We start from the raw sequence: 19,857 nt of genomic DNA, 5'->3' as shown, positions 1-19,857 counted from the left end.
CGGAACACGCTCCGGAACAATCCAATCAATGCTGGCGGCAACGCATGTCTGACAATCTCACTCCCGATTCCAACGATGCAGCCGAACGCAACGCGCGCAAGCCCGCGCCCGGCCACGAGCCCGGCTGGGAACGCGCCGCGCTCGAGCGCATCGCGCTCGCCGCGATCGCGGAGCAGCGCACCGCGCGGCGCTGGCGCATCTTCTTTCGCTTCGTGTTTCTCGCGGTCCTCATTGGGATCGGCTGGGGCATCTTCGATCTGTCGGGTGACCATGTCGCGGCGACCGGCCGTCATACCGCGCTCGTCGCGCTCGATGGCGAGATTTCGTCGGACACCAACGCGAACGCGGAAGACATCGACACCGCGCTGAACGATGCGTTCGAGGACGCGGGCACCGCGGGCGTGGTCTTGCGTTGCAACAGCCCGGGCGGAAGCCCGGTGCAGGCGGGCATCATCTACAACGAGATTCGCCGGCTGCGCGGCAAGCACCCGTCCATTCCGCTTTATGTGGTGGTCGGCGACATGTGCGCGTCGGGCGGCTATTATGCGGCTGCGGCGGCGGACAAGATCTACGTCGACAAGGCGAGCATCGTCGGCTCGATCGGCGTGCTGATGGACGGCTTCGGGTTTACCGGCCTGATGGACAAACTCGGTGTGCAGCGGCGTCTGCATACGTCCGGCGAAAACAAGGGCTTCTTCGATCCGTTCTCGCCGGAGACGCCGAAGATGGACGCGCACGCGCAGCAGATGCTCGACGAGATTCACGCGCAGTTTATCGACGCGGTGCGGCGCGGCCGCGGCAAACGGCTGCATGAGACGCCGGACATCTTCTCGGGCCTGTTCTGGACCGGCGAGAAGAGCGTCGAACTGGGGCTCGCGGACGGCTTCGGCGATACCGACTATGTCGCGCGCGAAGTGATCAAGGCGCCGGATATCGTCGACTACACGGTGAAGGAAAGCATCACGGACCGCGTCGCGCGCAAGTTCGGCGCGGCGGTCGGCAGCGCGGCGATCCACGCGATGATTCTCGGCGGCAAGCTCAATTTGCGGTGATGCGCGGCGCGCAACGCGCCGCGTGCGGCGGTGGGCGCGCGGTGTGCGCCGCCGCCTGCCGCTAAACGCCGAGCAACAGAAAAATCGCCGGCCGCTTGTGCAAATCGGGCGCCGGCTTCTTCTTCCAGTCGCTGACCGCGCGGCTCACGATCGTTTCGCTGGCGAGCGTCAGATCGACGGCGACACACACGATCGTCGACGGCGCGCAGGACGCGAGCAGCGTGTCAAGCAGCGCGCGATTGCGATACGGCGTTTCGATAAATATCTGCGTCTGCTTTATCTTGCGCGACTGCTGCTCGAGTTCGCGCAAACGCTTCGCGCGCTCGCCGGCATCGACCGGCAAATAGCCGTGGAACGCAAAGCTCTGGCCGTTCAATCCCGATGCCATCAGCGCCAGCAGGATCGAGCTCGGACCGACGAACGGCACGACCTTGACGCCGCGTTCGTGTGCGCGGCGCACGAGCAGCGCGCCCGGATCGGCGACGGCCGGGCAGCCGGCTTCCGACACCAGCCCGGCATCGGTGCCGGCAAGAATCGGCGCAAGCAGCCGGTCGATTTCTCCGGCCGGCGTATTCACATTCAGTTCGCGCACGTCGATTTCCTGGATTGGCCGCTCGGTGCCGACTTTCTTCAGGAACGCACGTGTGGTTTTCGCGTTTTCGCCGATGTAGTAGCCGAGCGCGGCGGCGCGCGCACGCACCGGCGCGGGCAGCACCGCGGCGAGCGCGTCGGCGTCGCCTTCGCCGAGCGTGTTCGGGATCAGATACAGCACGCCGCTCATTGCGCCTCCCAAAGCGGGTAGCCGGCTGCGAGCAGCATGCCCGACAGCGCGATCAACGGCAGACCGATCAGTGCGCTCGGGTCGTCCGACTCGATCGCTTCGAGCAGCGTGATGCCGAGCCCTTCGGATTTCGCGCTGCCCGCGACGTCGTAGGGTGTTTCGGCACGCAGGTACGCGTCGAGCGCCGCATCGGGCAGATTCCGGAAGCGCACGCGGGTGATGACGTCGATGCAATTCGCATCGTTCGAGCGGCTGTCGAACAGACATAGCGCGCTGTGGAACAGCACTTCGCGGCCGCGCATCGCCTGCAACTGCGCAAGCGCTTTTTCGTGCGTGCCGGGCTTGCCGATCTGCAGGTTGTCGAATGTCGCGACCTGGTCGGAGCCGATCACGAGCGCCGTGTCGCGGGCGACGAGCCCGGCCGCGACCGCGCGCGCTTTCGCTTCCGAAAGGCGCAGCGCGGTGGCTTGCGGGCTTTCGCCGGCAAGCGGGGTTTCGTCGATGGCGGGCACCACGACGTCGAAGGGAATGCGCAGGCGTTCGAGCAGCGCGCGGCGGTAGCGCGAGCTCGACGCGAGAATCAGGCGGGGCGGGGGTTTGACGGGTTCGGGCATGCTGAAATCGGGTTCTGGAAACGGGTCCGTCGACGGCTTTGCCTGTGCGGACTTAAGTGTTTGACTCGAAAAGACAAAACGGATATAGTTTTGGGCTTTTCTAGCGGCTCCTCCTGCGGAAGCGGTGCGCGATTGGCGCGGTGGGTCAGCAGGAGTTGTTGTGCAGCGGTGTTGTGTAGCGGATTGTGCAGCGGGTTACTGTGCAGCGGCGGGTAGGCTAACCCAAGGCCGACGAAGCCGTGCGCAGGCCAGTGAAGCACGGAAAGCACGGGCGTTGCTGAATGGCTAACAGCGGACAAACGGCGAACAAACGGCAAACGAACGGTCGGCGCAAATAGCGCAAATAGCGCAAAGCGGCACGAGCAGCAGCACAAGCGGCGCAATCTGCACAACCGGCGATAACCGGTGGCAACCGGTGACAAATGCGCAAAGCAGCGCAAAGCAGGGGACGCACATGACGCATTCGACTCAGCATTCGGGCAAGTCCGCCGCCGTCGACCCGCGGCAACTCGATCTCTTCGAGTTTGCGCGCAGTGGACGGCAGGCTGCCGGCGTCGTGCGCGTGTCGCAACTGCCGCGCATGTTAAACGAAGTCCCGGCGGAAGCGCCAGCAGACGAACGCGATACTGCGTTCACCTGGCAAGCCGAAGGGTCGACGCAGCCGGAATTGCAGGACAACGGCACCGAGGGCCCGCAACCGTATCTGCGGCTCGCGGTCCACGGCGCCGCGTGGCTGGAGTGTCAGCGGTGCCTTGCGCCTTACGAGCAGGCATTCAACGTCGACGCGATTTACCGCGTCGTCGAGACTGAAGCGCAGGCTGATGAGTTTCCGCTTGAAGAAGACGAAGTCGAAGTGATCGTGGGCTCGCGCCAGTTCGATCTCATCGGACTCATCGAAGAAGAATTGCTGTTGTCGTTGCCGCTCGTGCCGAAGCACGACGTCTGCCCGCAAGTGCACGAGTCTCTGGTATCGGGTGCAAGCGGTTCGGAAGGGGCGGACGGCGGCGCGGAGCACGAAGAAGCGGATGAACAGGGCGGCGCCGCGTCTGAACGGCCGAATCCGTTCGCGGTGCTGCAAGGCCTGAAATCGGGCGGCGCCGATGACGAGTCGGGCGGTTCCGGCGGCAAGCATTGAACAGGTTGCAGGGGTAGCGCGAGGCAGGTCCCGAAGCAGGTCCAACAGCGGGCCAGCCGGTGGCAGTCGCGGCGTCGCGCTGTGTTAGAATTCGGAAAATTTTCAGGAGTTATCATGGCAGTTCAACAAAACAAGAAGTCGCCGTCGAAGCGTGGCATGCACCGTTCGCACGATTTCCTCACCACCGCACCGCTCGCAGTCGAGCCGAGCACGGGTGAAGTGCATCTGCGTCACCACATCAGCCCGAACGGTTACTACCGCGGCAAGAAAGTCGTCAAGACGAAAAACGACTAATCGCTTGAAGCGTGTTGCGCCCACTTACAGGCGTTGCGCGCGGCGATCGGTTCGTCGCTGTTGGTTCCCCGGCTGCCCCGGTTGTGTTGGCGGCCGCAGGTTCAGCGGTGGTGGGGCGGTTCAGCACCATCGGCTTGACAGACACACGCCTGGCATTTTCCCGGCACATCGAAAAGGCGGCATTCACTTGCCGCTTTTTTGTGCCTGAAATTCGTCGCATTCGATGACCGTAAAACTCACGATCGATTGCATGGGAGGCGACCACGGCCCGTCCGTGACCGTTCCCGCTGCCGTCAACTTCGTTCGCTCGCATCCCGACGCGCAGTTGCTGCTGGTCGGTATCGAGGGCGCGATTCGCGCGCAGTTGAAGAAGCTGAAGGCATTGAACGAGCCGGCGCTCATCGTGGTGCCGGCCACCGAGATCGTCGCCATGGACGATCCGGTCGAGGTCGCGCTGCGCAAGAAGAAAGATTCGTCGATGCGCGTCGCGCTCAATCGCGTCAAGGAAGACGACGCGCAGGCCTGCATTTCCGCCGGCAACACCGGCGCGCTGATGGCGGTGTCCCGCTACGTGCTGAAAACGCTGCCGGGCATCGAGCGCCCGGCAATCGCGTTCGCGCTGCCCAATCCGAACGGCTACACGATGATGCTGGACCTCGGCGCGAACGTCGACTGCGAGCCGCAGCATCTGCTGCAGTTCGCCGAAATGGGCCATGCGCTCGTGTCCGCGCTCGAGGGCAAGGAGCGTCCGACCATTGGCCTGTTGAACATCGGCGAAGAAGTCATCAAGGGCAACGAGACCATCAAGCGCGCGGGCGAACTGCTGCGCACGAGCACGCTGAATTTCCGCGGCAACGTCGAAGGCGACGATATCTATAAGGGAACGACCGACGTGATCGTCTGCGACGGTTTCGTCGGCAACGTCGCGTTGAAGACGTCGGAAGGCCTCGCGCAGATGCTGTCGGACATCATCAAGGAAGAGTTCGGCCGTTCGTGGCTCACGAAGGTGATGGCCGTGCTCGCACTGCCGGTGCTGCTGCGCTTCAAGAAGCGTGTCGATCACCGTGAATACAATGGCGCGGCGCTGCTCGGCTTGCGCAGTCTCGTGATCAAGAGCCACGGTTCGGCGGACGCCTACGCGTTTGAGTGGGCTATCAAACGCGGGTATGATGCCGTCAAAAATGGCGTGCTCGAACGTCTTGCGCGCGCGATGGAGGAGAACGCAGGCTCGCTCGAACCCGTGACGTCAGGCGCGCGCGACGCAGGCGGCGCCACGGCGGCGGCGGGCTCGGCCAACCCCGAACATGTGCCCGGCACGCCCCCCAACGCGACAGCGAATCCGGCCGCAAACGCGGCGGCGAATCCGGCTGCAAATGTGGCGGCGAGTCCGGCGACAAACGTGGCGGCAAACCCGACCCCGGCCGATCCTGCAGACCCCGCGAACCCTGCCGGTGCGGTCAGTTCCGGCGGTCCGGCGGGTCGCCTCCCAGGTCGTGCCGAGCCCTACGCCGCATCATCTTCGAAGGCATAATGGCGCAATCCACTCTCTACTCCCGCGTGCTCGGCACGGGCAGTTACCTGCCGCCGCAACGCGTCTCCAACCAGCAGCTGGCTGATCGTCTCGCGCAGCAGGGCATCGAGACGAGCGACGAATGGATCGTCGCCCGCACGGGCATTCACGCGCGCTATTTCGCCGAGCCCGACGTCCCGACCAGCGACCTCGCGCTGAGCGCGTCGCAACGCGCGATCGAAGCCGCCGATGTCGATCCGCAATCGATCGATCTGATCATCGTCGCGACGTCCACGCCGGATTTCGTGTTTCCGAGCACCGCGTGTCTGCTGCAGAACAAGCTCGGCATCAAGAATGGCGGCGCGGCATTCGACGTGCAGGCGGTGTGCTCCGGTTTCGCGTACGCGGTTGCGACGGCCGACAGCTTTATCCGCAGCGGCCAGCATCGCACCGCACTCGTGGTCGGCGCGGAGACGTTCTCGCGCATCCTCGATTTCAACGATCGCACGACCTGCGTGCTGTTCGGCGACGGCGCCGGCGCGGTCGTGCTGCAGGCATCCGATGAGCCGGGCGTGCTCGCGAGCGCGTTGCACGCGGACGGCAGCTACGCGAGCATTCTGTGCACGCCGGGCAACGTGAACCGCGGCGCGGTGGCGGGCAATGCGTTCCTGCATATGGACGGCCAGGCGGTGTTCAAGCTGGCGGTCGGCGTGCTCGAAAAGGTCGCGATCGAAGCGCTCGAAAAAGCCGGCCTGAAACCGGAACAGGTCGACTGGCTGATTCCGCATCAGGCCAATATCCGCATCATGCAAAGCACCTGCCGCAAGCTCGGCCTGCCGCAGGAGCGGATGATCGTCACCGTGCACGAACACGGCAATACGTCGGCCGCCTCCATTCCGCTCGCGCTCGACGTCGCGGTACGCGACGGCCGCATCAAGCGCGGCCACAACGTGCTGCTCGAAGGCGTCGGCGGCGGTTTTACGTGGGGCGCTTCGGTGATCCGTTTCTGACGGCTGCCGGCGCTGGCGGCGTCGCATCTGTCTGCATGCGTGGCGCGCGCCACGCATGCATCGTGAAGCGCGTGGGCGCACACATCTGAGTACATCGATTTGAGGGTGAAATGAAATTTGCGTTCGTTTTTCCGGGCCAGGGCTCGCAATCGGTCGGCATGCTGAATGCGTTTGGCGATCATGCTGTTGTGCGCGAGACGGTTCAGGAAGCGTCGGACGCACTTAATCAGGACATCGGCAAGCTGATTGCCGAAGGCCCGGCTGACGACCTGAACCTCACCACCAACACGCAGCCTGTGATGCTGACCGCGGCGTACGCGATTTACCGCGCGTGGCTCGCGGCGGGCGGCCCGGCGCCGGCGCTCGTCGCGGGCCATAGCCTCGGCGAGTATACGGCGCTCGTCGCCGCCGGCGCGCTGAAATTTCGCGACGCGGTGCCGCTCGTGCGTTTCCGCGCGCAGGCGATGCAGACGGCGGTGCCGGTCGGCGTGGGCGGCATGGCGGCGATTCTCGGTCTCGACGACGACACGGTGCGCGCGGTGTGCAACGAAGCGTCCGCGGCCGGCACGGTCGAAGCGGTGAACTTCAACGCGCCGGCCCAGGTCGTGATCGCGGGTCACAAGGCGGCGGTCGAAAAGGCGTGCGAAATCGCGAAGGCGAAGGGGGCGAAGCGCGCGCTGTCGCTGCCGGTATCGGCGCCGTTCCATTCGTCGCTGCTCAAGCCCGCTTCCGACCAGTTGCGCGCGTACCTCGCGAACGTCGACGTGAGCGTGCCGTCGATCCCGGTGATCAGCAACGTCGACGTGGCGACGGTCAACGAGCCGGCCGCGATCAAGGACGCGCTGGTGCGCCAGGCGGCCGGCGCGGTGCGCTGGGTCGAATGCGTGCAGGCGATGGCAAAGCAGGGTGCGACGAACGTGTTCGAATGCGGCCCGGGCAAGGTGCTTGCTGGCCTCACGAAGCGCATCGACGGCAGTCTCGTGGGCGCGGCGATCGTCGATCCGGCCTCGCTCGACGAAGCGCTCAAGCAGGTGAGCGCGCAATAAGCGATAGCGTAGCGACGGCAGCAAAGCGGCAGCAGATGGTCACGCATCCGGCAACCGGTTGTGCCCGTCAGCGGCCGCCAACGCAGGTGGATTAACCGCCCACAAACAGCGGGCACAGTGGAATTCAACGATGGAAAAATCTCTCGACAAGCAGGTCGCACTGGTTACCGGCGCATCGCGCGGCATTGGTCGCGCGATCGCGCTCGAACTTGCCCGTCAGGGTGCGACCGTGATCGGCACGGCGACCAGCGAGAGCGGCGCGCAGGCGATCACGCGGGCGCTCGACGAAGCGCAACTGAGCGGCCGCGGCGCGGTGCTCGACGTCAACGACGCGGCCGCGGTCGAAGCGCTGATCGACGGCACGGTGAAGGAATTCGGTTCGCTGAACGTACTGGTCAACAATGCGGGCATCACGCAGGATCAGCTGGCGATGCGAATGAAGGACGAGGACTGGGACGCGGTGCTCGACACGAACCTGAAGGCGGTGTTCCGTCTGTCGCGCGCGGTGCTGCGCCCGATGATGAAGGCCCGCGGCGGCCGCATCGTCAACGTCACGTCGGTGGTCGGCGCGGCGGGCAATCCGGGCCAGGTGAACTACGCAGCGGCGAAAGCGGGCGTGGCCGGTATGTCGCGCGCGCTCGCGCGCGAGATCGGCAGCCGCGGCATCACGGTGAACTGCGTTGCGCCGGGTTTCATCGATACCGACATGACGCGCGTGCTGCCCGAAGAGCAGCAGGCGGCGCTGAAGGCGCAGGTGCCGCTCGGCCGCCTCGGCGCGCCGGAAGAGATCGCGCACGCGGTCGCGTTTCTCGCATCGCCGCAAGCGGCGTACATCACCGGCGTCGAATTGCACGTGAACGGCGGCATGTATATGTCGTAACCAAATTCGGTTACTATCCGCGCCGCGATGCAGTTTCACGCGTGCGCGGACGGTGCCTTCGCAGCAACATGCGCGCGGTTTTCCCGCGGGGCAAACCTGATAAAATGCGCGCACCTGTATTTATGAACTTTTTTCCCTTGGAGGGGTAATGGACAACATCGAACAACGCGTTAAAAAGATCGTTGCGGAACAACTGGGCGTCGCGGAAGCGGAAATCAAGAACGAAGCCTCGTTCGTCAACGATCTGGGCGCTGATTCGCTCGACACCGTTGAGCTCGTGATGGCCCTCGAAGATGAATTCGGCATGGAAATTCCGGATGAAGAAGCCGAGAAGATCACCACGGTGCAGCAGGCAATCGACTACGCTCGCGCAAACGTCAAGGCCTAAGGTCCTCGCGCGCGTCGCCGCTGGATTTGCAGCCGCCCGGTTTGCAGATCGTGAGGCCGCAGCGATGCTGGCTGCCGGACCTGCTGCCGTCGTCGATGGCCGTGATGGTCATGCTCGTGCCGGCGTGTGTGCGCCGCCGTGTGCGTCACCATCCGGTCCGCATGGAAACGGCGGCCAGACCGCCGCTATCGGCATTCATGCCGGGCTCATAGCCACAGGGTACACAGGCTCGATTCCTGTTGCCGCTGTGGCTTTTGCTTTGGTCTGAACTGCGCTTTTGCTTTCGTCATTCTATGAAAAAGGGGTTACCGTGAGCCGCCGTCGTGTTGTTGTTACAGGCCTGGGGCTGATTTCGCCTGTTGGCAATAATGTTGCCGATGGATGGGCCAATCTGGTCGCCGGCAAATCAGGCATCGCCGACATCACGAAGTTCGACGCGTCGAACTTCTCCACTCGCTTCGCCGGCGAGGTCAAGGGCTTCAATGTCGAGGAATACATTCCCGGCAAGGAAGCGCGCCATATGGATACGTTCATCCATTACGGCATTGCGGCCGGCATGCAGGCAATCAGGGACAGCGGCCTCGAGATCGACGACGCGGTTGCCGAACGGGTCGGCGTCGTGGTGGGTTCGGGCATCGGCGGTCTGCCGATGATCGAAATCACGCAGACCGAACTGTTGAATCGCGGCCCGCGCCGTATTTCGCCGTTCTTCGTGCCCGCCTCGATCATCAACATGATCTCCGGCCACCTGTCGATCAAATTCGGCCTGAAGGGCCCGAATCTGTCGATGGTCACCGCCTGCACGACGGGCCTGCACTGCATCGGCGAAGCATCGCGGCTGATCGAATACGGCGACGCCGACGTGATGATCGCGGGCGGCGCGGAATCGACCGTATCGCCGCTCGGCATCGGCGGCTTCGCGGCTGCGCGCGCATTGTCGCAGCGCAATGACGATCCGGCGACGGCGAGCCGTCCGTGGGACAAGGAACGCGACGGTTTCGTGCTCGGCGAAGGCGCGGGCGTGATGGTGCTCGAAGAATATGAGCACGCGAAAGCGCGCGGCGCGAAGATCTACGCGGAAGTGGCCGGCTACGGGATGAGCGGCGACGCATACCACATGACCGCGCCGCTCGAAGATGGCGACGGCGCGCGCCGCTGCATGCTCGCCGCGCTGAAGAACGCGGGCGTCAATGCGGACGAAGTCGCCTATCTGAATGCGCACGGCACGTCGACGCAACTCGGCGACCTCGCGGAAACGATCGGCATCAAGCGCGCGTTCGGCGACCATGCGAGCAAGATCGTCGTGAACTCGACCAAGTCGATGACCGGGCACCTGCTCGGCGGCGCCGGCGGCCTCGAATCGGTGTTCACGGTGCTCGCCGTGCACCATCAGCTGTCGCCGCCGACGATCAACATCTTCAACCAGGATCCGGAATGCGATCTCGACTACTGCGCCAACACTGCGCGGGAGATGAAGATCGATGTCGCGCTGAAGAACTCGTTCGGGTTCGGCGGCACGAACGGCACGCTGGTGTTCAAACGCTCGTAAGCGGCGCTACCGTTTGACGCAGCCGTTTCAGTCGACCCGGTTACCGGCTGCGCCGCGCGATGCGGCGCAGCGGGCCGATCATATGCAAGTGGACGTACCGCAAGGCGGACCGTCGCGGCGCATCGTGCTGCGGCGGTCCGCCTTGTTGCATGGCGCGGTGGCAGGCTTCATCGCAATCTGCGTCGCCGCGGTCGGCACCACGCTCGCGGCGCGCGTCGGCCTGCCTCACGCGCTGCTTGCCGCGCTTGCGACTTGCGCCGCGCTGGGTCTCGCATGGCGGCGCGCGGCGCGCCGCCGGCCCGCGTCGCTCAAAATCGGGCCCGATGGTTTGACGGCCTGGAACCGCGCCGGCGAGCCGGTCGCGCAGGGCCGCCTCGCCGGCTGCGCGCAGTGGAGCGGTTGGCTGCTGGCCATCGCGCTTGTAGGCGACAATGGCCGTTCCCGCACGCTGCTCTTCACCGCCGACATGTTTTGCTCCGACCTTTTCCGTGAGCTGTCGGTACAGGCCCGGCGCGCCGCGCACGGGGCGTTGTAACGACTGTAACCGCCGTTACTGCTGTAACGTGACGGGATGAAGGGGACGCTACAATGGTGCCCCGCGGGCCCTAGCTAACGGATTTATCAGGTGAGCGAAAAAGAAATTGATCAGGTGCTGGTCGAACGCGTGCAGAACGGCGACAAGGCCGCGTTCGAGCTTCTGGTCACGAAGTACCATCGCAAGATCATCCGGCTGATCTCGCGCCTCGTGCGGGATCCCGCCGAGGTCGAGGACGTGGCCCAGGATGCGTTCATCAAGGCATACCGGGCGCTGCCCCAATTCCGCGGCGAATCGGCGTTCTATACGTGGTTGTACCGGATTGCCGTGAATACGGCGAAGAACTACCTTGCGACGCAGGGCCGGCGGGCGCCCACGTCGACCGAAGCGGATGCCGAAGAGGCTGAAACTTTCTCGGATGCCGACCAACTAAGGGATATCAACACGCCCGAGTCGATGTTGATGAGCAAACAGATCGCAGAGACGGTCAATGCTGCGATGGCGGTTTTACCGGAAGAACTGCGCACCGCCATTACTCTTCGTGAAATTGAGGGTTTGAGTTACGAGGAAATCGCCGACATGATGGGCTGCCCGATCGGCACCGTCAGATCGAGAATTTTCCGCGCTCGCGAAGCCATTGCGGCAAAATTGCGTCCGCTGCTGGACACCCCCGAGGGCAAACGCTGGTAAATCCGCTGGTAAATTGTGTGGTCGGCCATATGGGCCGGCGCATTCAGGCGGCTTTCCACGTCTCACGGGGCGGCGGTGCAATATCTGAGTCAGGTGGTGTCACTACGGGGTGTCTGTCAAGATGGGGAGCATCATGGGGTCGGTTTCGATGCGTTCGCAAGCCAGTCTGCAAACGAGCTCGCAAGGCGAGCGTCTATCCGCGCTGATCGACGGCGAATGGCACGGTGAGGGGCATGACGGGCCGGGCGCGTTCATTGCCGCGCTCGATCACCAGGATCGCGCGGCATGGTCGGACTATCATCTGATCGGCGACGCGCTGCGTTCCGACGATCTCGCATTGAATGCGGCTGCGAGCCGCACGTTCATGAGCGGCTTTGCGGCGCGCTTCGAGAGCGAAGCACATTTCGTTGCGCCGTCATCGGCTGCGCGCGGCCGGCTCGGCGCGCTGCGCAATCCGCTCGGCCGCCGTCTTGTGCCGGCCTTCGCGGTCGCAGCCGCCGCGGCCACGCTGACGTGGATCGTGGTGCCGCAACTGCAGGGCGCAAACACCGGCATGCAAAGCGCACAGGTCGCATCGGTATCGTCGGGCGACCCGCTGCGGCGTGTGGCGATGGCGTCGATGCCGATGGCCACCGCACAGCCGGCGGTGCAGGACGCGAACATCATCCGTGACGCCAGTCTCGATCAGTATCTGGAAGCCCATCAGCAGTTCGCGCAGCAGCCGGTGATGGCCGGTACGATGCCGCTGATCCGCGCGGCCGTCACCACGCAGGGCCAATAGCTCGATGCAGACTTTGCGGTTCAATAAAACGACAACCTGGGGACGGCTGCCGGCACTGCTCTTCTGTGCAGCCGCGTTGCTTTCAGCGTTATCCGCCGCGCCGCGCGCATTCGCGCAAGACGACTCGTCGGCCCGCCATACGGCGGCCGACCTGCTCAACCGGATCCATCAGGCCGCGCAACAGCAGAACTACGAAGGCGCATTCGTCTATCAGCGCGGCACGTTCGTGCAGACGTCGCGCATTTCGCACTATGCAACGCGCAACGACGGCGAATACGAGCAGCTCGAAAGCCTCGACGGCAAACCGCGCAAGATGCTGCGTCATAACGACGAGCTCTATACGTTCGTGCCGGAGCGGCACTTGTGCGTCGTCGAACAACGGCAGAACAAGGATTCGTTCCCCGCACTGCTGTCCGCGAGCAGCGACGACGTGCTGTCCGTGTACGAGCCGAAGATTCTCGGCCGCGACCGCGTTGCGGGCCTCGAAGCGGATGTGATCGAACTCGATCCGAAAGACGCGTACCGTTTCGCGTACAAGCTGTGGGCCGACACGAAAACCGGTCTGCTGCTGCGCGCGCAGACGCTCGACCCGAGCGGCGACGTGCTCGAACAACTGTCGTTCTCGCAGATCCGCATCGGCGTGCCGGTCGACAAGGCGCCGATCGCGGCAGGCATTCGCAATACCGCCGGCTGGACGGTTGTGCGTCCGCCGGTCGAGCCGGTCGATATGGAAACGCAGGGCTGGCAGATCACGCCGAATGTGCCGGGTTTCAGAAAAATCCGTGAACTGCGGCGCCCGATGGCCGCGCACGACCCCGGCAATCCGCCGATTCCGGTCGATCAGATGGTGTTTTCGGATGGCCTCGCGGCCATCTCGATCTTCGTCGAGCCCGTCGAAAAAAATACGCGCAAGGAAGGCGCGGGCAGCAGCGGGGCGACCCACGTGCTCGTCAAGCGTCGCGGCGACTTCTGGATAACCCTGCTCGGCGAAGTGCCCCAGGCCACGTTGCAGCAATTCGCGTCTGCCATAGAATACAAACCTCCCAAGTAATCCACCGGCTTACGACGACATGACGACTCTCTCGGTGCGCAAATTCCTCGCGGCCGCATGGCTAGTGGCTTGCCTGCCGTTTCTGCCGCACGCGGCAGTGGCAGCGCCCGCAGCCAGCCTCCCCGATTTCACCGACCTCGTCGACAAGGTCGGTCCCGCGGTCGTCAATATCCGCACCACCGCGCATGTGCCGACCAGCAATCGCGGCCTGCCGCCGGGGATGGACGACGGCGACATGTCCGAGTTTTTCCGCCGCTTCTTCGGCATTCCGATGCCGCAGTCGCCGCAATCGCCGCATGGCGGCGGCAACGACAGTCCGGGAGGCCAGGGCGGCAGCCAGGGCGGTCAGGGAGGCGACTCGCAGCAGGACAACAGCGACTCCGAAACGAACAGCGGCGTCGGCTCGGGCTTCATCCTGTCGTCCGACGGTTACGTGATGACCAATGCGCACGTGATCGACGATGCGGACACGATCTACGTGACGCTGACCGACAAGCGCGAATTCAAGGCGAAGCTGATCGGCGTCGACGACCGCACCGATGTCGCGGTCGTGAAGATCAACGCGACGAACCTGCCGACCGTGACGATCGGCGATTCGAACAAGGTGCGCGTCGGCGAATGGGTGGTCGCGATCGGCTCGCCGTTCGGCCTCGAGAATACGGTGACGGCGGGCATCGTCAGCGCGAAGGGCCGCGACACCGGCGACTATCTGCCGTTTATCCAGACCGACGTCGCAGTGAACCCGGGCAACTCGGGCGGCCCGCTCATCAATATGCAAGGCGAGGTGATCGGCATCAACTCGCAGATCTACAGCCGCACCGGCGGGTTTATGGGCATCTCGTTCGCGATTCCGATCGACGAGGCGATGCGCGTTGCCGATCAGCTGAAGACGTCGGGCAAAGTCGTGCGCGGGCGCATCGCGGTGGCGATCGGCGAGGTCACGAAGGATGTCGCCGATTCGCTCGGCCTGCCGAAGGCGCAGGGCGCGCTGGTGAGCAGCGTCGAGCCGGGCGGCCCGGCGGACAAGGCCGGTGTGCAGCCGGGCGACATCATCCTGAAGTTCAATGGCCATCCGGTCGATACCGCAACCGACTTGCCGCGCATGGTCGGCGATACGAAGCCCGGTACGAAGACGACGATCACCATCTGGCGCAAGGGCCAGACGCGCGATCTGTCGGTGACGGTCGCCGAGATGCAGCCGGACAAGGCCGCGCGCACCGACCAGCGCAAGCCGCCTGCGCCGAAGCAACCGCCGTCGAACGCACTGGGCATCGCGGTCAGCGACATCCCGTCGGACCAGATGAAGTCGCTGAAGCTGCGCAACGGCGTGCAGGTCGACGCGGTGGACGGGCCGGCGGCGCGGGTCGGACTGGAGAAGGGCGACATCATCTTGCGGGTCGGCGATACCGACGTGACGAGCGCAAAGCAGTTCGACGAACTCACCGCGCATCTGGATCCGCAGAAGATGGTCGCGCTGCTCGTGCGCCGGGGCGACAACACGCAGTTCGTGCCGATCCGGCCGCGCGCGTCGTCGCAGAAGTGACGCACGGCACGCCGACCTCGCAAGCAGCAACGTGCCCGGCGGTGCTCACGCTATACGGGCGCGCATGGTGTCATCTGTGTGACGACATGCGCGCGGCGCTTGAACCGCTGCTTGCCGAGTTCGGCGCGCGCGTGGACGTGATCGATATCGACGCCGACCCGGCGCTCGAAGCGCGCTACAACGAAGCGGTGCCGGTGCTGAGCTGCGACGGTGTCGAACTGTGCCGCTACCACTTCGATGAAGTGCGCGTGCGCGCGGTGCTGAGCGCGCGAAACAACGCACCGGCAAGTCCGGCACTCCCGTAAATCCGCCTGCCGGACCCCTTTTCGGCTAAAATAGACAAGTTTTTCAGTCAGTTTACGAGGCGTGCTTCGCGACCCACCGAGCGCGCCTTTTTTGCTTTGCTTCCCCGGCCTTGAATGGATCATATTCGTAACTTCTCGATCATCGCGCACATCGACCACGGCAAGTCGACGCTTGCCGATCGCATCATCCAGATTTGCGGCGGCCTGTCCGACCGCGAGATGGAATCGCAGGTGCTCGACTCGATGGATCTCGAGCGCGAACGGGGCATCACCATCAAGGCGCAGACCGCCGCGCTCAGCTACAAGGCGCGCGACGGCAAGCTCTACAACCTGAACATGATCGATACGCCGGGGCACGTCGACTTCTCGTACGAAGTCAGCCGCTCGCTGTCGGCGTGCGAGGGCGCGCTGCTCGTCGTCGATGCGAGCCAGGGCGTCGAGGCGCAGACGGTTGCCAACTGCTACACGGCGATCGAACTCGGCGTCGAAGTCGTGCCGGTGCTCAACAAGATCGACCTTCCGGCGGCAAACCCCGAAAACGCGATTGCCGAAATCGAAGACGTGATCGGTATCGATGCCACCGACGCGACGCATTGCAGCGCGAAGACCGGACAGGGCGTCGAAGACGTGCTCGAAGCGCTGATCGCGAAAGTGCCGGCGCCGAAGGGTAATGAGGACGAGCCGCTGCAGGCGCTCATCATCGACTCGTGGTTCGATAACTATGTGGGCGTCGTGATGCTGGTGCGCATCGTCAACGGCACGCTGCGCCCGAAGGACCGCATTCGCATGATGGCGACCGGCGCCGAGTATCCGGTCGAGCACGTCGGCGTGTTCACGCCGAAGTCGAAGAATCTCGAAGCGCTGTCCGCGGGGCAGGTCGGCTTCATCATCGCGGGTATCAAGGAACTGACGGCCGCGCGCGTCGGCGATACGGTCACCACGATCAAGCGTCCCGCACCCGAGCCGCTGCCCGGCTTCAAGGAAGTGAAGCCGCAGGTGTTTGCCGGCCTGTATCCGGTCGAAGCGAACCAGTACGACGCGCTGCGCGAATCGCTCGAAAAGCTGAAGCTGAACGACGCGTCGCTGCAGTACGAGCCGGAAGTGTCGCAAGCGCTCGGTTTCGGTTTCCGCTGCGGCTTCCTCGGTCTGCTGCATATGGAAATCGTGCAGGAGCGGCTCGAACGCGAGTTCGACATGGACCTGATCACCACCGCGCCGACGGTGGTCTACGAGGTGCTGCAACGCGACGGCACGCTCGTCACGGTCGAGAACCCCGCGAAGATGCCCGATCCGTCGCGGATGGAAGAAGTGCGCGAGCCGATCGTCACCGTGAACCTGTATATGCCGCAGGATTACGTCGGCTCGGTTATCACGCTATGCACGCAGAAGCGCGGTAACCAGATAAACATGCAGTACCACGGCCGCCAGGTGCAACTCACGTATGAAATGCCGATGGCCGAAATCGTGCTCGACTTCTTCGACCGGCTGAAGTCGGTGTCGCGCGGCTACGCGTCGATGGATTACGAGTTCAAGGAGTACCGCGCGTCGGACGTCGTCAAGGTCGACATGCTGATCAACGGCGACAAGGTCGATGCGCTGTCGGTCATCGTGCACCGCACGCAGAGCCAGTACCGCGGCCGCGAAGTGGCGGCGAAGATGCGCGAGATCATCCCGCGCCAGATGTACGACGTCGCGATCCAGGCGGCGATCGGCGCGCACATCATCGCGCGCGAGAACATCAAGGCGTTGCGCAAGAACGTGCTGGCGAAGTGCTACGGCGGCGACATCACACGCAAGAAAAAGCTGCTGGAAAAACAGAAAGAAGGCAAGAAACGGATGAAGCAGGTCGGCTCGGTCGAGATTCCGCAGGAGGCATTCCTCGCGATCCTGCGTGTCGAAGACAAATAAGACGAACAACGGAAAATCCCTCAATGAATTTTGCATTGATTCTTTTTGTGCTCGTCGTCTTGACGGGCATTGCGTGGGTTGCGGACAAGCTCTTTTTCGTGCCGCGTCGGCGGCTCGCGGCGGATGCGGCCGTCGCCGAGTTCGACCGCCAGCAGGAGCGCGTCGGCGAGCGCTTCGCCGATGAAAACCCGGCGCAGACGCGGGCGAAACTGCGCGACGAAAAGCTGCGCCAGCCGTGGTGGCTCGAATACACGGCGAGCTTCTTTCCGGTCATTCTGGTCGTGTTCGTCGTGCGTTCGTTCGTGGTCGAGCCGTTCAAGATTCCGTCCGGCTCGATGGTGCCGACACTGCTCGTCGGCGACTTTATCCTGGTGAACAAGTTCGACTACGGACTGCGCCTGCCGATCACGAACACGAAGGTCACCTCGGGCCGTCCGCTGCAGCGCGGCGACGTCGTGGTGTTCCGCTATCCGAAGGATGAATCGGTCGATTACATCAAGCGCGTGATCGGTCTGCCGGGCGACGTGGTCTCGTATCAGGACAAGAAGCTGACGATCAACGGCAAGGCGGTTCCCGAGACGCCGCTGCCCGATTTCTTCGATGAAGAGCGCATCGGCTATGCGAAGCAGTTCGAAGAAGATATCAACGGCCGCAAGAACCGCATTCTGAACAATCCGGCGGTACCGCCGTTTATCGTCGGCGCGGAAGACTACCCGTACCGGAACAATTGCAACTACAACGATCGCGGCGTGATCTGCACGGTGCCGCCGGGCAACTACTTCATGATGGGCGACAACCGCGATAACAGCGCGGACAGCCGTTACTGGGGTTTCGTACCGGACGCGAATATCGTCGGCCGCGCGTTCTTCATCTGGATGAACTTCAGCAATCTCAAGCGGATCGGCTCGTTCGAGTGAGCTGCGCCGTGGCGGATCGGTCGCGCGGTGAATGCGTGCCGTGCGCGATTCGCTTTCCCGCATGACGGCCTGCGCGTCACGCCATCACGAGCGTCGACGCTCGCGGTCACCTCGATCGAATCGCCATCTCGAAACACACTGCGAAACATGCCGCCCATCACGCCGCGAAACTCGCGCGGCGTGTTACCACGCTACTTTAAGAATGTGCGGTAACGCCGCAACACCACGCCTGTTCGCGTGCCGGTCCGCGTTTTCGCCCGGGCAAGCGCCCGCGTTATACTCTGCCCATGCCTTCATCTCCGCTGGAAAGCCGGCTGCGCTATGAATTTCGCAATGCGGAATTGCTGCGCCAGGCTCTCACTCACCGCAGTCACAGTGCCACGCATAACGAACGGCTCGAGTTTCTCGGCGACTCCGTTCTCAACTGCGCGGTGGCGGCACTTTTGTTCCAACGTTTCAGCAAGCTCGACGAAGGCGACCTGTCCCGGGTACGCGCGAACCTCGTCAAACAGCAGTCGCTCTACGAAATTGCTCAGGCCCTGAATATTTCAGAGGGGCTGCGTCTGGGGGAAGGCGAACTGCGCAGCGGCGGCTTTCGCCGGCCGTCGATCCTCGCGGACACGCTCGAAGCCATTCTGGGCGCGATCTTTCTCGACGGCGGGTTCGAGGCCGCGCAGACCGTGATCAAGCGGCTGTACGTGCCGATTCTCGACCATATCGACCCGCGCACGCTCGGCAAGGATGCGAAGACGCTGCTGCAGGAGTACCTGCAGGGGCACAAGATTGCGTTGCCCACCTATACGGTGATCGCAACGCATGGTGCGGCGCACAATCAGCAGTTCGAGGTCGAGTGCGCGGTGCCGAAACTCGACGTCAAGGTGACCGGCTCCGGCGCAAGCCGGCGCGCCGCCGAGCAGGCGGCTGCGAAGAAGGCGCTCGACGACGTGATGGCGGCGGCGCCTGCCGTGGTCGCGAAGCCGAAGCGCTCGAAGAGCGCGCGTGCCGCGAAGAACGTGGAAGCTGAAATCGTTCCCGGCGTGACCGGCGTGCAAACCGCGCTCGATCTGCGCGCGCCGGACCAGCGCAAGGCCGAGCGTGCGGCGCGTGGCGAAGCCCGCGCAGCCGCGGCGGAAGGGGCCGCGGAACGCGCTGTCCCGTCGGCGGCGAACGCGGCGAACGGCGTGGCGCCGATCGCGGTGATACGTGCCGCACACGTCGAATACAGCCAAAGCCAGACCGGCGCGGATAAGGAAAAGGCGGAGAAACCGGAAAAGGCCGCGGAAAGGGCCGCGGACAAAGCTGCCGATAAACTCGCCGAGCGCGTTGAAGACAAGAGCGCCCGCAGCGAAAAGGCGGAGCGCGTCGAGCGGCCGGCCGACCGGACCGACGCGGCGACGCGCCCGCCGGACCCTGCCGCTGACAAAACCGATATCGCGAACCGCCAGGGCGAGAGGGCGGCGGACAAGCCGGAAGCCGGCGTGCGCCCGGCCGACAGGTCAGCGGAAAAGGCCATCGAGAAGGCGGTCGAACGTGCCGCGGAGAAAACCGCAAACCCGCCGCTCGCCGACAAACCAGGCGACAAGCCGGCCGACAAACCCACCGACAAATCCGCCGAAAAGACTGCTGAAAAATCAGCCGCCGACAAGGCAGGCGAAAGGGCCATTGAAAGGCCCGCGGACAAACCCGAAGCCGCCGCCCGTCCGGCCGTCAGCGCGCCGGAACGGGACAAACCGGCCGACAATTTTGAAGCCGCCGCACGCAGCACCGAAAAATTGACGTCCCGCAGCCGTGAAGCCGCTGGCGCGGCGACTGCGGAAGCCGACCTGGAAGCCGGCGTCGCGAGCGCGTTGCACACCCGCGCCGCCGAT

At 64.3% G+C, this 19,857-nt stretch carries 19 protein-coding genes and 1 pseudogene; 18 read left to right on the top strand and 2 right to left on the bottom strand.

Annotated elements, in window-relative coordinates; translation table 11 throughout:
• Positions 1–44: 44 nt before the first annotated feature.
• Positions 45–1,052 carry a S49 family peptidase gene (locus tag HV675_RS03640; RefSeq protein ID WP_175109385.1) on the top strand — a complete coding sequence of 336 codons (1,008 nt, stop codon included), beginning with the start codon at positions 45–47 and terminating at the stop codon, positions 1,050–1,052.
• A gap of 61 nt (positions 1,053–1,113) precedes the next feature.
• On the opposite strand, the gene HV675_RS03635 is transcribed toward HV675_RS03640, so the two are convergent.
• A complete protein-coding gene (locus HV675_RS03635; protein WP_175109384.1) occupies positions 1,114–1,833 on the bottom strand; it encodes an SAM-dependent methyltransferase in 720 nt (239 codons plus the stop codon).
• Positions 1,830–2,447: a Maf-like protein gene (locus HV675_RS03630; RefSeq protein ID WP_175109383.1), complete on the bottom strand. Its 618-nt coding sequence runs from the start codon at positions 2,445–2,447 to the stop codon at positions 1,830–1,832. The genes HV675_RS03635 and HV675_RS03630 overlap by 4 nt, the downstream gene beginning before the upstream one ends.
• A gap of 454 nt (positions 2,448–2,901) precedes the next feature.
• Between HV675_RS03630 and HV675_RS03625 the strand changes: the two genes are divergently transcribed.
• From HV675_RS03625 to rnc, 17 genes and pseudogenes are all read left to right on the top strand, one after another.
• A complete protein-coding gene (locus HV675_RS03625) occupies positions 2,902–3,582 on the top strand; it encodes a DUF177 domain-containing protein (protein ID WP_175109382.1) in 681 nt (226 codons plus the stop codon).
• Positions 3,583–3,696: 114 nt separating this feature from the next.
• Entirely contained in the window at positions 3,697–3,876 is a 180-nt protein-coding gene (rpmF, locus tag HV675_RS03620; RefSeq protein ID WP_018421288.1) for a 50S ribosomal protein L32, read from the top strand.
• Between the two features lie 223 nt (positions 3,877–4,099).
• On the top strand, positions 4,100–5,407 hold the full coding sequence (gene plsX, locus HV675_RS03615; protein ID WP_246270081.1) for a phosphate acyltransferase PlsX: 1,308 nt from the start codon (positions 4,100–4,102) through the stop codon (positions 5,405–5,407).
• Entirely contained in the window at positions 5,407–6,396 is a 990-nt protein-coding gene (locus HV675_RS03610) for a beta-ketoacyl-ACP synthase III (RefSeq protein ID WP_175109381.1), read from the top strand. Before plsX ends, HV675_RS03610 begins: the two co-directional genes overlap by 1 nt.
• Positions 6,397–6,506: 110 nt before the next feature.
• Positions 6,507–7,442, top strand: a complete 936-nt coding sequence (gene fabD, locus HV675_RS03605; protein WP_175109380.1) for an ACP S-malonyltransferase — start codon at positions 6,507–6,509, stop codon at positions 7,440–7,442.
• Between the two features lie 130 nt (positions 7,443–7,572).
• Positions 7,573–8,322, top strand: a complete 750-nt coding sequence (fabG, locus tag HV675_RS03600) for a 3-oxoacyl-ACP reductase FabG (RefSeq protein WP_175109379.1) — start codon at positions 7,573–7,575, stop codon at positions 8,320–8,322.
• A gap of 148 nt (positions 8,323–8,470) precedes the next feature.
• Positions 8,471–8,710, top strand: a complete 240-nt coding sequence (gene acpP, locus HV675_RS03595; protein WP_004197638.1) for an acyl carrier protein — start codon at positions 8,471–8,473, stop codon at positions 8,708–8,710.
• Positions 8,711–9,020: 310 nt separating this feature from the next.
• A complete protein-coding gene (fabF, locus tag HV675_RS03590) occupies positions 9,021–10,259 on the top strand; it encodes a beta-ketoacyl-ACP synthase II (protein ID WP_175109378.1) in 1,239 nt (412 codons plus the stop codon).
• Positions 10,260–10,341: 82 nt separating this feature from the next.
• Positions 10,342–10,794: a hypothetical protein gene (locus tag HV675_RS03585; RefSeq protein WP_246270080.1), complete on the top strand. Its 453-nt coding sequence runs from the start codon at positions 10,342–10,344 to the stop codon at positions 10,792–10,794.
• 90 nt (positions 10,795–10,884) lie between these two features.
• Positions 10,885–11,484: an RNA polymerase sigma factor RpoE gene (gene rpoE / locus HV675_RS03580; RefSeq protein ID WP_175109377.1), complete on the top strand. Its 600-nt coding sequence runs from the start codon at positions 10,885–10,887 to the stop codon at positions 11,482–11,484.
• Between the two features lie 133 nt (positions 11,485–11,617).
• A complete protein-coding gene (locus HV675_RS03575) occupies positions 11,618–12,265 on the top strand; it encodes a sigma-E factor negative regulatory protein (protein ID WP_175109376.1) in 648 nt (215 codons plus the stop codon).
• 4 nt (positions 12,266–12,269) lie between these two features.
• Positions 12,270–13,316 (top strand): MucB/RseB C-terminal domain-containing protein, encoded by a 1,047-nt coding sequence (locus tag HV675_RS03570; RefSeq protein WP_175109375.1) that lies wholly within the window; start codon positions 12,270–12,272, stop codon positions 13,314–13,316.
• Between the two features lie 19 nt (positions 13,317–13,335).
• Positions 13,336–14,859: a DegQ family serine endoprotease gene (locus HV675_RS03565; RefSeq protein ID WP_175109374.1), complete on the top strand. Its 1,524-nt coding sequence runs from the start codon at positions 13,336–13,338 to the stop codon at positions 14,857–14,859.
• 41 nt (positions 14,860–14,900) lie between these two features.
• Complete coding sequence (locus HV675_RS03560) at positions 14,901–15,164, top strand: glutaredoxin family protein (RefSeq protein WP_281364006.1); 264 nt, start codon at positions 14,901–14,903, stop codon at positions 15,162–15,164.
• Positions 15,165–15,278: 114 nt separating this feature from the next.
• Complete coding sequence (gene lepA, locus HV675_RS03555) at positions 15,279–17,072, top strand: translation elongation factor 4 (RefSeq protein WP_175109373.1); 1,794 nt, start codon at positions 15,279–15,281, stop codon at positions 17,070–17,072.
• A gap of 23 nt (positions 17,073–17,095) precedes the next feature.
• Positions 17,096–17,989, top strand: a complete 894-nt coding sequence (gene lepB, locus HV675_RS03550; RefSeq protein WP_175109372.1) for a signal peptidase I — start codon at positions 17,096–17,098, stop codon at positions 17,987–17,989.
• Between the two features lie 287 nt (positions 17,990–18,276).
• Positions 18,277–19,692: pseudogene (gene rnc, locus HV675_RS03545) on the top strand (ribonuclease III); the annotation flags it as partial.
• Positions 19,693–19,857: the final 165 nt, after the last annotated feature.

Source organism: Paraburkholderia solisilvae (genome assembly GCF_902859875.1).
GTDB lineage: Bacteria > Pseudomonadota > Gammaproteobacteria > Burkholderiales > Burkholderiaceae > Paraburkholderia > Paraburkholderia solisilvae.
This window is presented reverse-complemented; position numbering and strand designations above follow the sequence as displayed.

Coding starts and splice junctions, on each gene's coding strand:
- HV675_RS03610 (WP_175109381.1), top strand. CDS start 5,407: ATGGCGCAATCCACTCTCTACTCCCGCGTGCTCGGCACGGGCAGTTAC.
- HV675_RS03570 (WP_175109375.1), top strand. CDS start 12,270: ATGCAGACTTTGCGGTTCAATAAAACGACAACCTGGGGACGGCTGCCG.
- HV675_RS03635 (WP_175109384.1), bottom strand. CDS start 1,833: ATGAGCGGCGTGCTGTATCTGATCCCGAACACGCTCGGCGAAGGCGAC.
- fabD (WP_175109380.1), top strand. CDS start 6,507: ATGAAATTTGCGTTCGTTTTTCCGGGCCAGGGCTCGCAATCGGTCGGC.
- rpmF (WP_018421288.1), top strand. CDS start 3,697: ATGGCAGTTCAACAAAACAAGAAGTCGCCGTCGAAGCGTGGCATGCAC.
- plsX (WP_246270081.1), top strand. CDS start 4,100: ATGACCGTAAAACTCACGATCGATTGCATGGGAGGCGACCACGGCCCG.
- HV675_RS03630 (WP_175109383.1), bottom strand. CDS start 2,447: ATGCCCGAACCCGTCAAACCCCCGCCCCGCCTGATTCTCGCGTCGAGC.
- acpP (WP_004197638.1), top strand. CDS start 8,471: ATGGACAACATCGAACAACGCGTTAAAAAGATCGTTGCGGAACAACTG.
- lepA (WP_175109373.1), top strand. CDS start 15,279: ATGGATCATATTCGTAACTTCTCGATCATCGCGCACATCGACCACGGC.
- lepB (WP_175109372.1), top strand. CDS start 17,096: ATGAATTTTGCATTGATTCTTTTTGTGCTCGTCGTCTTGACGGGCATT.
- HV675_RS03575 (WP_175109376.1), top strand. CDS start 11,618: ATGGGGTCGGTTTCGATGCGTTCGCAAGCCAGTCTGCAAACGAGCTCG.
- fabG (WP_175109379.1), top strand. CDS start 7,573: ATGGAAAAATCTCTCGACAAGCAGGTCGCACTGGTTACCGGCGCATCG.
- HV675_RS03640 (WP_175109385.1), top strand. CDS start 45: ATGTCTGACAATCTCACTCCCGATTCCAACGATGCAGCCGAACGCAAC.
- HV675_RS03565 (WP_175109374.1), top strand. CDS start 13,336: ATGACGACTCTCTCGGTGCGCAAATTCCTCGCGGCCGCATGGCTAGTG.
- HV675_RS03585 (WP_246270080.1), top strand. CDS start 10,342: ATGCAAGTGGACGTACCGCAAGGCGGACCGTCGCGGCGCATCGTGCTG.
- HV675_RS03625 (WP_175109382.1), top strand. CDS start 2,902: ATGACGCATTCGACTCAGCATTCGGGCAAGTCCGCCGCCGTCGACCCG.